The 17,123-nt window shown below is 48.3% G+C and carries 10 protein-coding genes; 8 read left to right on the forward strand and 2 right to left on the reverse strand.

The window, feature by feature from the left end:
* Positions 1-148 precede the first annotated feature (148 nt).
* The 7 genes from ACLHR0_RS26870 to ACLHR0_RS26900 all read left to right on the forward strand — a co-directional run bounded on the left by ACLHR0_RS26870 (position 149) and on the right by ACLHR0_RS26900 (position 14,531).
* Positions 149-2,995 (forward strand): TIM-barrel domain-containing protein, encoded by a 2,847-nt coding sequence (locus tag ACLHR0_RS26870; RefSeq protein WP_436490805.1) that lies wholly within the window; start codon positions 149-151, stop codon positions 2,993-2,995.
* A gap of 70 nt (positions 2,996-3,065) precedes the next feature.
* The gene (locus tag ACLHR0_RS26875; protein ID WP_436490807.1) at positions 3,066-6,194 is read left to right on the forward strand and encodes a SusC/RagA family TonB-linked outer membrane protein; all 3,129 of its coding nucleotides are present in this window, start codon (positions 3,066-3,068) and stop codon (positions 6,192-6,194) included.
* Positions 6,195-6,206: 12 nt separating this feature from the next.
* Positions 6,207-7,766, forward strand: coding sequence for a RagB/SusD family nutrient uptake outer membrane protein (locus ACLHR0_RS26880; RefSeq protein WP_429046605.1), 1,560 nt, complete (start codon positions 6,207-6,209; stop codon positions 7,764-7,766).
* A 26-nt stretch (positions 7,767-7,792) separates the two neighbouring features.
* Complete coding sequence (locus ACLHR0_RS26885; RefSeq protein WP_436490809.1) at positions 7,793-8,551, forward strand: hypothetical protein; 759 nt, start codon at positions 7,793-7,795, stop codon at positions 8,549-8,551.
* Between the two features lie 261 nt (positions 8,552-8,812).
* Complete coding sequence (locus ACLHR0_RS26890; RefSeq protein WP_436490811.1) at positions 8,813-9,358, forward strand: RBBP9/YdeN family alpha/beta hydrolase; 546 nt, start codon at positions 8,813-8,815, stop codon at positions 9,356-9,358.
* A gap of 242 nt (positions 9,359-9,600) precedes the next feature.
* On the forward strand, positions 9,601-11,430 hold the full coding sequence (locus ACLHR0_RS26895) for an alkaline phosphatase (protein WP_436490813.1): 1,830 nt from the start codon (positions 9,601-9,603) through the stop codon (positions 11,428-11,430).
* Between the two features lie 350 nt (positions 11,431-11,780).
* Complete coding sequence (locus tag ACLHR0_RS26900) at positions 11,781-14,531, forward strand: glycoside hydrolase family 2 TIM barrel-domain containing protein (RefSeq protein WP_436490814.1); 2,751 nt, start codon at positions 11,781-11,783, stop codon at positions 14,529-14,531.
* Here ACLHR0_RS26900 and ACLHR0_RS26905 read toward each other — a convergent pair.
* Together ACLHR0_RS26905 and ACLHR0_RS26910 are read right to left on the reverse strand one after the other, a co-directional pair.
* Entirely contained in the window at positions 14,523-15,227 is a 705-nt protein-coding gene (locus tag ACLHR0_RS26905) for an NUDIX hydrolase (protein WP_370911295.1), read from the reverse strand. The two genes, ACLHR0_RS26900 and ACLHR0_RS26905, sit on opposite strands and share 9 nt — an antisense overlap.
* A gap of 77 nt (positions 15,228-15,304) precedes the next feature.
* A complete protein-coding gene (locus ACLHR0_RS26910; protein ID WP_436490817.1) occupies positions 15,305-15,967 on the reverse strand; it encodes an HAD family hydrolase in 663 nt (220 codons plus the stop codon).
* A gap of 334 nt (positions 15,968-16,301) precedes the next feature.
* Between ACLHR0_RS26910 and ACLHR0_RS26915 the strand changes: the two genes are divergently transcribed.
* Positions 16,302-17,102 (forward strand): alpha/beta fold hydrolase, encoded by an 801-nt coding sequence (locus ACLHR0_RS26915; protein ID WP_436490819.1) that lies wholly within the window; start codon positions 16,302-16,304, stop codon positions 17,100-17,102.
* Positions 17,103-17,123 lie beyond the last annotated feature (21 nt).

Consider the following 17,123-nt stretch of genomic DNA (forward strand, 5'->3'; position numbering starts at 1 on the left):
TAAAACATACCCATCCCCTCTGATTCCGGAGCTCCCTTTACATTTGTTTTACACGTTTTGAAGTAACACGTTTTGAAAAATAGATCGCGGATACCACATCCGTAATTGTAACAACCACGTTCAACCGACGAAAAAAATCCATTCAAATATGCACATAAAGAGGGCGATACCGATCGTACTTATGACGTTCCTCACTTCCTGGTGTTATGCCGGGCAGGTGGAAAAACTGTCTGATGGCCTGTTGATTCATTTAAAAAATCCTGCCCCGAATGGCGCCCGGCAGGTGAAGCTGCAAGTGGTTTCCGATAAGGTGATCCACGTAACCGCTACCCCCGACGACCATTTCACCGGCTCTCCCAGTCTCATGGCGGTAGATGCACAGGGTAATAGTATTAAATGGGATTCGGAAGAACGAAATGAAACCGTGACTTTAAAAACAGCCAGCATCACCGCCACAGTGGCGCTGAATACAGGAGAAGTAGTATTCCGCGATAAAGCCGGCAACATTATATTACAGGAACAACCCGGTGGCGGTAAAAGCTTTACGCCGATTACCATTGGCAACAAATCATTATACCGGATCCAGCAGGTGTTTGAATCGCCCGCCAATGAAGCGTTCTATGGACTGGGGCAACACCAGACCGGTTTAATGAACTACAAAAACCAGGACGTGGATCTCACACAGTATAACTCCGTAGCAGCCGTACCTTTTGTAGTATCCAACCGTAACTACGGCATTTTATGGGATAATTATTCCATTACCCGTTTTGGCGACAACCGTCCTTATAAACAAATGTCCGAATTACACTTAACGTCGGCTGATGGGAAACCCGGATTCAGTGCAACCTATGGCGACCGGTATAATAATACGGTGTATGTAAAAGCGGTGGAAGATAAAATTGACTATGAGTTCCTGGATCGCCTGTCGTCGCTTCCTGCAGCTTTTCCAATGGTAAAAGGAAAAGTAACCTGGGAAGGCACCGTGAATGCAGATGAAACCGGCGAGTATAAATTCTTCATGACCACCTCCGGTTACACCAAAGTATGGATCAATGGTCAGCTGAAACTGGACCGGTGGCGGGAAAGCTGGAACCCCGGCGCTTCCGTTTTCCGGCATCTGCTTCAGAAGGGACAACCCACTACCGTAAAAGTAGAATGGATCCCGGAAACAACCCAGTCCTTTATCTCTCTTAAATTCCTCCCTCCCACTCCCATTGAAGGAGCGGATAAAATGCAACTGACTTCAGAAGCAGGTGAAAAAATTGACTACTACTTCATGTATGGCCAGCATATGGATGAAGTGATCAGCGGCTACCGGCAGGTAACCGGCAAAGCCACCATGATCCCGCGCTGGGCGCTGGGCTTCTGGCAAAGCCGGGAACGGTATAAAACACAGGACGAGATTGAAAATACCGTAGCAGAGTTCCGCAAAAGGAAAATCCCGCTGGACAATATCGTACTGGACTGGAGCTACTGGAAACAGGATGAATGGGGCAGCCAGCAGTTTGATCCTGCCCGTTTTCCCGATCCTGTGGGCATGATCAGCCGCCTGCACAAACAATACCATACCAATTTCATGATCTCCGTATGGCCGAAGTTTTATGAAGGGATCGACAACTATAAACTTTTCGACAGCAAAGGCTGGTTATACAAACAGAATATTAAAAATAAGCAACGCGACTGGATAGGTAACGGTTATGTATCTACGTTTTATGATGCCTTTAACCCCGAAGCACGTAAACTGTTCTGGAGCCTGTTGCAGAAGAATCTGCTCACCAAGGGGGTGGATGCATGGTGGCTTGATGCCACAGAGCCGGATATCCTGTCCAATGCCTCTATTGAAGAACGCAAAAAGCTGATGGATCCTACCGCGCTGGGATCAGCCACCCAATACTTCAACACCTATGCGCTGGTAAATGCGCAGGGGATTTACGAAGGGCAACGTGCGGCCAAGCCGGGTCAACGTGTATTTATCCTTACCCGCTCCGCCTATGCAGGGTTGCAACGCTATGCTGCTGCCACCTGGAGTGGGGATATCGCCGCCACCTTTGAAGAGTTCAAAAGACAAATCCCCGGCGGACTAAACTTCAGCCTTTCCGGTTTGCCTTACTGGACTACAGATATCGGCGGTTTCTTTGTGGAAGATAAATACGATCAGCCTAACCCACAGGGTCCTGCACTGGAAGAATGGAGAGAACTCAATACCAGGTGGTTCCAATATGGCGCTTTCTGCCCCCTGTTCCGTTCACATGGTCAATATCCTTACCGCGAAATGTTCAACATCGCGCCCGACAGCAGTATAGCGTACCAGTCGATGTTATACTACGACCAGCTGCGTTACCGCCTGCTGCCTTACATCTACTCCGTAGCCGGCAATACTTACCACCACGACTATACGATGATGCGTGGCCTGGTGATGGACTACGGCCAGGATACAGCAGTGCTGAATATCCGCGACCAGTATATGTTCGGTCCTTCGCTGCTGGTAAACCCTGTAACGGAGTACCATGCCCGCAGCCGGGAACTGTACCTGCCTGCAGGCAACGGCTGGTATGATTTCTACACAGGAAAATATGAAACAGGTGGTCAGCATATTACCGCAGCAGCGCCTTTGCAGCGGATGCCTTTGTATGTGAAAGAAGGCGCTATCCTGCCGGTAGGTCCGGCACTGCAATACACCAATGAGCGTAAGGCAGATACGATACACCTGTATGTGTATACCGGGAAAGACGGGGAATTTACTTTGTATGAAGATGAAAATAATAACTATCAATATGAGAAAGGCGTTTTCAGCAACATTTCCTTTAAATGGAATGAAGCCGCGCAAACACTGACGATAGGACAACGGGAAGGCCGTTTTCCGGGTATGCTGCAGCAAAGGCACTTCCTGGTAACGTTTGTAGGTAAACAAACCGCCGCAGGACCGGATATCAGCAATAAGACAGGTAAAATGATAACATATAATGGAATAGCAAAAACGGTCCGGGCCATCTGACCTGGACCACTTCTTCTAAAAACATTTAAACATTATTCAACCTCCTTTGCCTAAATAAAACACGTTAAACATGAAAATCTGGTACACAATCAGCAATTATTTTCCGCGGCAAACCGTTCTAAAGACGCTTGCTGTATGCAGTTTGGCTACAGCAGCGCCTCCGGCACTGCATGCAGCTGCCAATAACGGGAAGGCATATACGCAACCTGTAAAACAAGCAATCACGGGCAAGGTAACCGACACCAAAGATGGTGTCCCCCTGCCCGGCGTTAATATCATTGTAAAAGGAACTAACCGGGGCACCGTAACAAATGTAAACGGCACTTTCACCCTGCAGGCAGATGCGGGAGAAATACTCGTAGTGTCGCTGGTAGGCTATAACAAACTGGAAGTACCCGTTCAAACGGGCAGCCCAATGACGATACGCCTGGAATCGGCGGCTACAGGACTGGATGAACTGGTGGTAGTAGGTTATGGCGTGCAAAAGAAAAAAGTGGTGACCGGCGCTACGGTGCATTTAAATAATGATGACCTGATAAAAAACCACGCCATCAGCGTGGAGCAATCTTTACAGGGACAGGCGCCCGGTGTGCAGGTAACTTCCAACTCCGGTCAACCCGGTGACGCGCTGAAATTCACCATCCGTGGTATCGGCACCAATGGCGATTCCCGCCCGCTTTTCATCATTGACGGTTTTCCGGCGGATGATATCAGCTTCCTCAATCCAAATGACATTGCCAGCGTAGATGTGCTGAAAGATGCCGCTTCCACTGCCATTTATGGAACCCGCGCAGCGAATGGTATCGTAATGATCACCACCAAAAAAGGCCGCGCCGGTAAAATGAATGTCAGCTTCGACGCCTCCTACGGATTGCAGAATCCTGCCCGCAAGCTGGACTTACTCAATGCGCAGCAGTACGCCAACATTATGAATGAGGCATCCATCAACTCCGGCTCTGTGCCTATCTATACACCAGACTCCATTGCGAAACTGGGTACAGGCCCCGACTGGCAGAAAGCAGCTACCAATAAAAATGCACCCATACAAAATTATAGCCTGAGTCTTTCCGGCGGTAATGAAAAGTCCGTTTTCTCTTCGTCCTTTTCCTTCCAGGGACAGCAAGGCGTGATGGGGCTTCCCGGCAGGTCTAATTTTGAAAGAACTTCTTTCAGGATTAATTCAGAACACAAGCTGTACAAAGACCTGATCAAAACAGGAGAAAACCTCACGTTTGCGCATACACGCCAGCGGGGTATCGGTACAGGTAACATCTACAATAACTCTATCCGTGGTTTATTAAACGCCACTCCCATTTACCCGGTGTACAATGCGGATGGCAGCTATGGCAAATCGCCTTATGCAGATGAACCCAACCCGATCGGTTCCATTGATTATACACAAAATAATCAAACCATTACCGACAGGATCATCGGTAACATCTATGCGGAAGCTATCCTGGTTAAAGGATTGACCCTCCGTACAGATTTCGGCGCGGATATTTCGTATAACTACAACAATGCTTTTATTCCCGTATATAACCTGGGAACCAATAACAGCAACGAACATTCCTTTGCCAGTCAGGGTATGTACCGCAACCTCACCTGGAACTGGGATAACACCCTCACCTACCAACTCACTGCCGGCAAACATAACCTGAACGTAATGGTGGGTACTACCGCCAAAAAATACGAAGGCTATAATGTAAGCGGCAGTAAAACAGACCTGATCATCGCCGACTTTGATCACGCTATTATTGATAACGGCAGGAATGATTCCACCCGTAAAGTATTTGGCACAAGAAGCATGAATGCACTGCAATCCTACTTTGGCAGGGTGTTTTACAGCTACGACGATAAGTACCTGCTTACCGCCACGCTTCGCCGGGATGGTTCCACGAAGTTTGGCTCCAACAACCGCTATGGCTACTTCCCCGCCTTCTCTGCAGGATGGATCGTTACCAACGAATCGTTCCTCAAAAACAGCAGCTGGATTAACTTCCTGAAGATCCGCGGCGGATGGGGACAAAATGGTAGTGACAGGATTGATGACTTCAGGTACCTGGCCACCATCAACTCCACTTACCGCGATTATTATTTCAACGGACAAAAAGCGATAGGCGCGTCTCCTGATAAAATACCCAATCCTGATTTGCATTGGGAAGCATCCGAACAAATTGACCTCGGATTTGACGCAACACTGTTCAAAGACGTAACCGTTACATTCGACTGGTATCAGAAAAATACCCGCGACTGGCTGGTAACCGCTCCTATCCCCGATTTGGTGGGTACCGGCGCACCTACCATCAACGGCGGTAATATTCAGAACAAGGGTATTGAACTTGGTATTAATTATAACCACACATTTGGAGAAGTAAACATTGGTATCGGCGGCAACATTGCTTTCAATAAAAATACCGTGATAGATATTCCAAACCAGGAAGGTGTATTACATCCTTCTTACAACGGCGTATTGTCGTCCAACATGGATGAATACTTCCGCGCACAGAACGGAATGCCTATTGGTTATTTCTATGGTCTGAAAACAGCCGGTATCTTCCAGAACCAGGCGGAAATTGATGGTTACACCAGCAAAAGCGGCCAGAAAATACAGCCAGGCGCACAACCCGGCGATGCCCGCTTCGTAGATCTGAACGGCGACGGCGTCATCAATGGTGATGATAAAACAAAGGTGGGTGATCCTAACCCTACACAAACGTATGGTATCTCCCTGTCGGCAGGCTGGAGAGGATTTGACCTGAGTGTATTGCTCAGCGGTGTAGGTGGCAATGACATTGTGGATGGTACCAGGGCTTACGACCGTTTTTATAACAACTATACCACGGCTGTTTTCGACCGCTGGCATGGTGAAGGAACGTCCAACAGCACGCCCCGTGTAACACTGGGTAATGAGGCCAACCAGAACTACACCCGTTTCTCTGATCTGTATGTACACAATGGCGCTTTCATGCGTGTAAAGAGCATCAACTTTGGATACGATCTTAAGAAAACTTTACTGAAACGTTTACCGGTTCAGCAGCTCCGGTTGTATGTATCCGGATTGAATGTATTTACGTTTACCCATTACCGTGGGTTAGATCCTGAAGTAGGTTATGGAATCGACAGCTGGTCGTCTGGTACTGACCTCGGTTATTTTCCGCAGCCAAGAACTGTTTTATTCGGTCTTAATGTTAAATTTTAAACTCCGGCAATCATGAAGAAAATAATAGCAGCTATCATCATAACGGGGTTAATGAGTTCCTGTTCCAAAAGTTTCCTGGAAACATTGCCCATCAATACCATTACAGAGGAAGATTTTTATAAAACACCGGGAGATGCTTACCAGGGACTGGTTTCCGCGTACAGCGTATTAAACTGGGATGGTTACGGCAATATTGCGCTGACATCAGAAATTGCGTCGGACGATTGCTTTGGCGGCGGTGGCGCTTCCGACAACGGATGGAACCAGTGGGACAAGAGCATTAAAATGAATGATCTCAACAGCGCTGCCTGGAAGAAATACTACACTGGTATTTACCGCGCCAATAAACTGATCCAGAAAATTGAAACGGTAGACTTTAAAGGAGATGATGCTACAAAAAACCGTTACATAGGTGAAGCTCATTTTCTGCGGGCTTACTTTTACTTCGACCTGGTGCGGATGTTTGGTCATGTGCCATTGATCACAACGCCACTGGAACCTGGTAATTACAGCATCCCGCAGGCCAATCCGGACAGCGTATACATGCTGATTGCCAATGATCTGAAAGTGGCCGCAGCGAATATTCCGGCTACGCCTTTTGCCAGCATCCCTTCGGGCGAATATGGCAGGGTTACCAAATGGGCTGCTGAAGCCTTGCTGGGCAGGGTATTCCTGTATTATACCGGCTACTACAGCAAACCTGATATTGCCGGTGTATTTTCCCAGGCAGATGCGATTGCCGCTATTGAGGATGTGATCAACAACAGCGGGTACAGTCTTGTTCCAAAATACCGGAACCTATTCCGTGCTTCCGCTGAAAGCACCACTGACTATGCCGGGCAGAATAACGCAGAAGGCGTATTTACCATTCAATATACTTACCTCGGTATGGGCGACCAGAACCAGCAGAACGGAAACCGTATGCAGGTGATGATCGGCATCCGCTCACAGGTGCTGGGACCTTACTACAAAGGATGGGGTGGCGCTACTGTGAATGAAGCGCTCTTTCATTCCTATGCTCCGGGCGACAGCAGGCAAACAGCTTCCATTATTTCTATTGCCGGAGAAGGATTTGCAGATAGTTATAAGCTGGATGACCAGGCGCAATACACCGGCTTCTTCATAAAAAAATATACGCCGCTGAAAGATAAAAATGCAGATGACCTGGGTGGTAGTTTCCAGTGGGACAATTTCGATAACTATATGGTGATCCGTTTTGCAGATGTGTTGCTGATGGGGGCAGAGTTAAATCTCACGGCGAATGCAGGCAAGGCGCAGGGTTATATCGACCGGGTACGCGACCGTGCATTTGGTGATCAAACGCATCGCATTACACTGAGCAGTAAAGCACAGATCATGCAGGAACGCAAGCTGGAACTGGCTTTGGAAGGGCACCGCTACTGGGACCTGCTGAGGCAGGGAATGCCTGCAGCTAAACAGGCAATAGACAATGCTTCTTCCCAGGCGGCTTTCAACGTAAGCTTCCGTCCGGAAACAAATGGTTTGTTCTCTATTCCTGAAACACAGATCAATTTATCAAACGGTACGCTCAAACAAAACACCGGCTGGTGATATTGTCCACTTTAAAAACTACAAAAATGAAACGTCTGCATATATATTTTCTCGGATTAATTACTGCATTGTTTTATGCGTGCAGTCCTTACGAAGACAGGATCACCCCGGCAGATCCTGCTGGTATTAAACTGGATTTTTCTGTCACACAAAACCCGGATTACGATAACCAGGTAACGCTGGAAAGCAAAACGAAAGATGTGATTCCATTCTGGGACTATGGTTTTGGTACTACCAAAGAAGCGAAGGCGGTAGTGATCCTGCCTTTTGCGGGCGACTTCTTTGTTAAATATTCGGCTTATGGCACAGGTGGTCCTAAAACAGATTCTGTAAAAGTTACCGTGAGTGCAAACGATCCGAAGTTCTTCGCCAGCAAGCTGTATAATTTACTCACCAATGGCGCCGATGGTAAAACATGGGTATGGGCCATCGATGTTCCGGGTGGTTATTGTTTTGGTAATGGTCCTGGTGATACCGAAAGGCCGGCATGGTGGACTGTAGGAAAAGCAGGGCTGCAAACCCAGGGCGTACTGGATGATGAGATGACGTTTGATCTCAATAAGAACGCAAATTTTTCCATCACGCATAAAGGTGTTACTACTAAAGGGTCGTTTACCCTGGATACTTTAGCGCAGAAGATCAAGATCAATGGCGCTGATATCAGTTGGGGAAACAACGTGGCCTACAATATTATTAAGCTGAACGCTAATGAAATGACGCTGGTACAGCAAGGTGATGGCTGGCGTAATATCTGGATGTTCAAGCGCAAGGGTTTTGTATTTTAAAAATCCACATTATGGCCCCCGGCGGGAATTTCCCCGCCGGGCTTTTTTAACAATTATTTTATGGAGATGATAAAAGCGTATCACATATATCACAAATAATTAAAATACTCAGTATTAATCAATGCTGTTTTGGTTGTTACCTGTTGCCGGTGCTTTTCAGCCCCGGCTATTTTTTTGGGTATATACTACTTTTCTGCGGATCACTTAATTCGTATTTGGTGATTCTTTTTACTATCTTTCAAGACACAACGCCTCTATGTCATGGAAATAAAAGTTCTGACCGCGCCGGGGCTGGGTAGCTCCGGAAAATTACACTGGCAAACATTATGGGAACAATCTATACCCGGAACAAAGCGGATTGAGCAAACAGATTGGAATGCGCCGGTTTGTGCCAATTGGGTAGCGCAGATAGAGAAAGCCGTAGCAGAGGCCGGACCGCAGGTAGTCATCGCTGCGCACAGCCTGGCTTGTATTGCACTGGCGCACTGGGCGGGGCAAACAAACAGGAAGATCAGGGGCGCATTGCTGGTGGCGCCGGCAGATGCAGAACGACCGGGATTCCCTCCTGAGGCAACCGGCTTCTCTCCTATTCCATTGGTGAAGTTGCCGTTTGAAACTATTATTGTGGCCAGCACCAATGATCCATTCTGTTCCCTGGAAAGAGCTGCATTTTTTGCCCGTCACTGGGGAAGCCGCTTTGTAAACGCAGGCGCCAAAGGCCATATTAACAGCGAATCCGGGCTGGGAGAATGGCCCGAAGGACAGAACCAGCTGAAGGAACTGGTACAGAACTGGCCAACCCTTTAATGTTGTTACCGCCGGTATTACGCTATTCACTGCCGCAACGCTTAACCTGTAATTTCACTTTTCATTCCACTTTTCCACCTTTTTTTTGAAATCTGAATAGGATATGTTGTTGCCGGAAGTCTTAACTAAATCGATTTTTTTAAATAGATAATTAACATAAAGATAAACACGGCAGCGCCGCCGGCTAACAGGATTATACCACCTTTGCCCGCTGAATCTTTAAAACTACCTTTTACTATACAATGAAAAAAGCACTGTTCATTTTATCCGGTGTAATGATGGTTACCGGGGCATCCGCACAAATAAAGCAGTATACAATGGCGCAGGCGCACTCTCATAATGATTATGAGCGGGCCACTCCTTTTTACGCAGCGGCTTCCCTGCAGTTTGGTTCTATTGAAGCAGATATACACCTGAAGGACGGTATTTTATACGTGGCACATGATGCCAGCGCCATAGAACCGTTCCGCACCTTTAAGGAAATGTACCTGCAGCCTGTGCTCCGGCAGTTTTCTCTTTACAACGGTAAACCCTATGCCGGCAACGCCCCCATGCAGCTGCTGATAGATCTGAAAACAGCAGGCACGCGTACCTTACAGGCATTACAGGAACTGCTCCTTCCCTATCGCAAATATTTTGATCGCAACGCAAACCCTGCTGCCGTAAAACTGGTGATATCCGGCAACCTGCCGCCGATGACAGAATGGGACAAATATGATCCTATCTTCTTTTTTGACGGCCGGCCAGATAGCGTATATCCGGCTGCGTTACAGCCACGCATTGCCATGCTGAGCGTGGATTTTCACGCTTACAGTACCTGGAACGGCAAAGGAACACTGATACCGGCCGAAATGCAGAAAGTAACCGCCGTCATCAATAAAGCACATCAGCAGGGATATGCCTTCCGCTTCTGGGGCGCCCCCTCCACCAGGTCCACCTATTACAAACTGATGGACCTCGGCGCCGACTGGATCGGAACAGACCACCCGGAGGAATTGTATGATGTAATGCACAACACTGCTCGTACCACCGCTTCCAATATGCCGGTACATGAAGTGTATATCCCTTCCTTTGCATCTGATGCCACACAGGTGCGGTCTAAAAACGTGATCCTGCTGATTGGCGATGGCACCGGCCTGGCGGAAATGTTTTCCGGCTATACTGCCAATAAAGGCGCACTGAACATATTCCAGATGAGGCAACTCGGCTTATCCAAAACCCAATCGACCGACAACTACCACACCGACTCCGCTGCTGGTGGCTCCGCCATGGGCGCCGGCGCTAAAACACATAACCGCGCTATCGGGCTCGACAATACCTACGTATCTATACCCCTGATCCCTGAAATACTAGCGCCTAAAGGCATTCAGAGTGGTGTTATCGTCACCGAAGAAATTACCGGCGCCACGCCTGCTTCTTTCTATGGTCATACCGCGGACCGGGATAGCACCTATACGCTGGAAAAACAACTGCTCAGCAGCAAACTGCAACTGGCCGTTGGCGGCGGAAGGGAAGAACTGGAAAAAAACTTCGGCCGGCAGCTGGCATCCTCCGGTATACGCATCGACGACAACCTGGATAACTGGGACGCCACTACGAAAAACCGTACGCTCGTGATTCTGAGCAGTAAAGTAGTTACCTCTATGCGCAACGGGCGGGGCAACTACCTGAAAACTGCACTGAAAAAGGCCTTACAGCAACTGAATGCTTCCGGCAAAGGATTTTTCCTGATGGTAGAAGGTTCCCGGATAGATCAAGGCGGGCACCTCAACGACCTGGACTACCTGGTCCGTGAAATGCTCGACTTCGATGAAGCAGTAGGAGAAGCCCTCCGCTTTGCTGACCAGGACAAGCAAACCACCGTAATTGTTACCGCTGACCATGAAACCGGCGGCCTCGCCCTGATGGATGGCGATATCGCCAAAGGCTCCTTACGCGGTCATTTTGCCACCAACGACCACACCGGTATCCCGGTAATGGTATTCGCCTACGGACCCAACTCCAACCTGTTCCGCGGCGTTTACGAAAACAACGAGATCTTTCACAAGATGCTCAGATGCTTCGGTAAATAATGCAGCGGAGGAGCGCCTTTGGCGCTTTTAAATTGTCTTGGAGCAGGATTACGCTGATTAACCGTGATTGCGCTGATTTTGATTCTGTTTTGATTTTATTTTTTTGATTTTATAAAGGATTAGAGAAGATATAAGCGAATATATCCGCTTATATCTTCTCTAATCTTTTATAAAAATCAAATATAAAATCAGATATAAAATCAAAACAGAATCAAAATCAGCGCAATCACGGTTAATCAGCGTAATCCTGCTCCAAGACAATTTAAAAGCGCCGAAGGCGCACCGCGAAAAAACCGCTCCAACTCCGCGTTTCTTTTTTGTACATTTAAAGGCATTTTAAAATTCCCGACATGTTAGCAAGAATCCTATTGCTGCTTACAGGTGTGTTGTGCCTGCATGCAGCGTTTGCCCAGGAAACCCGGTACATCTATCTTTCAGGCACCGATAAAGATCATACTGTTAACTGGGACTTTCATTGTTCCGGCGGACAACGCAGTGGCAAATGGACAACAATTCCCGTTCCATCCAACTGGGAACAGCAGGGGTTTGGCAGCTATAACTATGGCCATGATAAAGAAAAAGCCAGTGAAGAAGGGCTTTACCGCTACCGTTTCTCCGCACCGGACAACTGGCGCGAACGGCAGGTGAATATTGTATTTGATGGCGTGATGACCGATGCCGAAGTAAAAATCAACGGGCGCCTGGCCGGTGAAATTCACCAGGGCGGCTTCTACCGGTTCCGGTATGATATCAGTAAACTGCTGCGTAACGGCAGCAATCTTCTGGAAGTAAAGGTGAGCAAAATGTCGGCGAATGCAGGCGTAAACCGGGCAGAACGGAATGGCGATTTCTGGGTGCTGGGTGGTATTTACCGGCCTGTTTTCCTGGAAGTGAAGCCACTGATCCATATTGATCACGTGGCCATTAATGCTACCGCCAAAGGCTATTTTTCCGTGCAGGCTTTCACTACCCCATTGCCGGAAGGATACTCTCTCAGCGCGCAGGTGACCACCCTGGCTGGCCAGGCCGTTCAGCAGGCAGTGACCATACCTGCCGCAGCCACCCACCCTGCCGCCTATACGTTGCAGCAACAACTCGACCATCCCGCTACCTGGAGCGCAGAGTTTCCCCAACGCTACCTGGCAGTAGTAGCAATTAAAAAAGATAACCGGACCATACACCGTATCACCCAGCCCTTTGGTTTCAGAACCATTGAAATAAGACCACGGGATGGCATATACGTAAATGATACCAAAGTAATACTGAAAGGCGTAAACCGCCACAGCGCCTGGCCGGAAACAGGACGCACGCTCAGTAAAGAGATCAGCATACTGGACGTGAACCTCATGAAAGACATGAACATGAACGCCGTGCGGATGTCGCACTACCCGCCGGATGAACACTTCCTGGATGTATGCGATTCGCTGGGTTTATTTGTACTGGATGAACTTACCGGCTGGCAGGCCGCCTACGACACCGTAGTAGGACACAAACTTGTAAGAGAACTGGTGGAGCGGGATGTTAACCATCCTTCTATTATTGCATGGGACAATGGCAATGAAGGCGGGTTTAACCGCGCGCTGGATGGCGACTATCACCTGTACGATCCACAGCTCCGTCCCGTACTGCATCCGTGGGAAAGATACAATGGCGTGGACACCAAACATTATCCCAACTTCAATTACCTCGTTAACTCCAGCCTGTACGACCAGGACATTTACCTGCCTACCGAATTTATGCATGGCCTTTACGATGGCGGCATGGGTGCGGGCCTGAACGATTTCTGGGATCGTATACTACAACATCCCCGTGGCGCCGGCGGTTTCCTGTGGGCATTCAGCGACGAAGGACTGGTACGCACCGATAAAAACGGCATCATCGACACAGATGGTAACCACGCCCCCGACGGCATAGTAGGCCCCCACCGCGAAAAAGAAGGCAGCTTCTATACCATCCGGCAGTTGTGGTCGCCGGTACATATATCCCTGCCCGTTATTACATCCGCCTTCGATGGCCGTATACCGGTGGAGAACCGTTATGACTATACGCCTTTGTCCAGGTGCCGGTTCAGGTGGCAGCTGCTGCGGTTTCCATCTCCCGGAAAAAATGACCAAACAGACACCATTGCCGCGGGTACAATTGCAGCACCGGATCTGGCGCCCCATACCAAAGGCTTCCTGCAGCTGTCACTTCCAAACGGCTGGCAGGATGCAGACGCATTATATGTCAGCGTAGACGATGGTTACGGCCGCAGTATCCTCACCCGCAGCTGGCCACTACAACCGCCTTCCCGCATTGTACGGCAGTTTCCCGGGGTGAGCGGCCGCCTGAATATTGTAACCGATCATGATACGCTGGCCGTAGATAACGGTACCGGCACTTATTATTTCAGCCGGACAACTGGTCAGCTGCTGCGGATTGTTACCGCCAAAGGCAGGATTTCATTAAGCGGAGGACCTGTACTGGCAGGCGTTTCACAGGAACTGAAGGAGTTCAGGCCGGGTACCGATTCCAGTGGTTATTTTATCATCGCCCGTTATGAAGGCAATGGCTACCTCCAGGTAAAGTGGACTTTCAAACCCGGCATCCCGGTACAACTGGATTACAGCTACAGTATCAAAGGCGCTACGCCTTTCAGCGGTATTACGTTCCGGTACCCGGAGGAAAAAGTAACGGGACTGTCGTGGACAGGTGAAGGGCCATACCGGGTATGGAAAAACAGGCTGCAGGGACAGCTCTTCGGCAACTGGTATAAAGCCTATAACAACACGGTGACGGGGGAAAGCTGGGAGTATCCCGAATTCAAAGGCTACCATGCCAATGTGTACCAGGCCACCTTTCATACGAAGGAGCAGCCATTTACCTTTTATACCGGTAACGAGGGTACGTTTTTACAGGTATTTCATCCGCAGGCGCCAAAGGGAGCCGCTAACAACAATACTACGCCGGCGTTCCCCGACGGGGATATCGGTTTCCTGAGCGCCATTGCGCCCATAGGCACCAAATTCCAGGATGCCGCACAGATGGGACCTGAAAGCCAGGATAATATGATGCTGAACTATACGCCGGTGAAAGGCACTATCTGGATCGGCTTACCGTAAGTTGCCGGGATCTGTTACAAAATTGAGGAAAGCATTGAACTTGGCGTTGTACTTACGTTTATCCAGCTTGAAATAGAAGGCGCCCCGCTTGGAGCTGAGCCGGTCTTTATCTTTTTGTTTGATCAGCAGGCCGGTAGACAAGACCTTACGGCTGAAGTTACGTTTATCGAAAGTAACGTCATACACCGCTTCATACAGCAGCTGTAACTGGGGAATGGTAAACTTCAGTGGCAGCAGTTCAAAAAGGATGGGGTGTATGGCGGCCTTATAGCGGAGTTTCTCCTGGGCCATCTTCACCATTCCGGTATGGTCGAAGATGAGATCGGGCAGCTTATCAAGCGAAATCCATTCTGCATGGTACTCGTCATTGATCTGCAGTTTGTATTGATTGATATCAATGAGGGCAAAGTAGGTGATAGAAACCGTGCGTTCTACCGGGTCACGGGCCGGGTCACCGAAGGCAAACAGCTGTTCCATGTATACCCCTTCCAGGCCGGTGAGCTTCTTCAAAATCCTTGCAGCGGCGGCTTCAAAGCTTTCGTCGGCCTGCACAAATCCGCCCATCAGGCTCCATTTATTCTTTTGCGGTTCAAATCCGCGTTTGATCAGCAGCAGCTTCAGCGCCTCCCCGTCAAAACCGAAAATGATGCAATCGACTGCCACCAGCATCCTTGATTGCCCTGAATAACGTGTCATACCAGCAATTATTTATATAACCCGGCAATTTATGGTTCCCTGCTGACATTAGGAAATTATATTACAATTTTCCTTGTTTATCTAAACAGCTGTTGCAACACAGGATCGGTATAATCCGCCACAAAAGCCCTGATATTATTGTAAGCGGCAAACTCTTCACGTGTATGCATGGTCGTTAACACAATGGCCTCCATACCGGCGTTCAAAGCAGCCTCCACACCTTTGGGCGCATCCTCAAACACAATACAACCGGCCGGTGCGACGTCCAGTAACTGCGCACATTTCAGGAATACTTCCGGGTTGGGCTTGCTGGTAGCCACGTCATCTGCACTGACAATTGCCTTCAGGTAATGCCGGAGATGCAGGTTATCGAGCACATAGTTAATGTTAAAAGTATTGGCAGCAGAACCTATTGCCATCGGGATACCGGCAGCGGCAGCCTTTTCCAGGAAAGCCGGGAGGCCAGCAATCAGCTCAAGGTGAGGCCTGAATGCTTCCTGGTACAATACTTCTTTTTCATGGGCAATTTCCTCCATCTGTTGTGCTGTAAAATGGTCTTTCCCGAAAACACGCACCAACAGTTCCTCATTCTTCCCGTACATGTGGCTTCTTACAATCTCCCGGGGAAGATTGGCGCCCAGCTTATTCAACATGTTGTACCAGCCTTCCAGGTGATACTCCATGTCATTGATCATGGTACCGTTAAGGTCAAACAGAAATGCTTTTTGCTGCTGTGTCATAATGCCTTTTTTTGTAAGGCGCAAAGATACGGGCGAATTTTGTCTTTCTCAGGATTACGCTGATTTTACTGATTAGTTTGATTTTTACTTTTTTGATTTTTTTATGATTTAATAAATTAAGGGAGATAAAAGCGAATATCCGGTTCTATCTCCCCTGATCCTTTATAAAATCAAAAAAGTAAAAATCAAACTAATCAGTAAAATCAGCGTAATCCTGAGAAAGACAAAATCCGCGGAATTACCTATATTTGATACACCAACAGACAAATCCGGCATCTCAAAATAACCTGTCTTTTCAGCAGCTATAGTTATCATTTTCAAATATTATTGTAGTATGGACATTATTCTAAGAAACAACATCCATGTTACCGGTAACCTGGAAAGCCCTCAGACGCTGGTTTTCGCTCACGGATTTGGCATTGATCAAACTTCTTTTTCAAAAGTAATTCCCTCATTTGAACATGATTATAAAATTGTGCTGTTTGATAATGTAGGTGGCGGAAAGGCCGATATAAAAGCGTACAGTCCCAAACGTTATGAGGCTATCAATGGCTACGCTACTGATGTTGCCGATATTATCCAGGCATTGGATTTGCGGCAGGTGACTTTTGTGGGACATTCGGTAAGTGGTATGACAGGTATGCTCACCAGCATCCACTATCCCGGCATGATTGATAAGCTGGTACTGCTGGGTTCCAGTCCACGCTATCTTAATGATCCGAAAGACGGCTATACCGGCGGGTTTGATCATGCAACGCTGACGAGTTTATTTGAGGCAATGGAAGCAAACTATCACGCCTGGGCTGCCGGCTTTTCAAAAGTAGCGATGCGAAATGAAGACAGACCGGAATTAGCGGCCGCCTTTGCCAAAACGCTGAATGACATCCGTCCGGATATTGCGATCCAGGTAGCCAAAGCCATTTTTTACCTGGACTACCGCGGGGAGCTACCCAAAGTAACACTGCCTGTGCTGGTAGTGCAAACCGCCAACGATATTGCCGTACCGGCCGTAGTGAGTGAGTACCTGGAAGCCAATATTCCCAACAGCCGCCGGACCAAAGTGGAAACAGAAGGGCATTTCCCCCAAATATCGGCGCCAATGGAAGTAGTAGCTGCCATACAATCGTTTCTTTAGTTCATCTTTTCAATTTCATAT

It is taken from the genome of Chitinophaga sp. ARDCPP14 (genome assembly GCF_051362515.1).
Lineage (GTDB): Bacteria > Bacteroidota > Bacteroidia > Chitinophagales > Chitinophagaceae > Chitinophaga.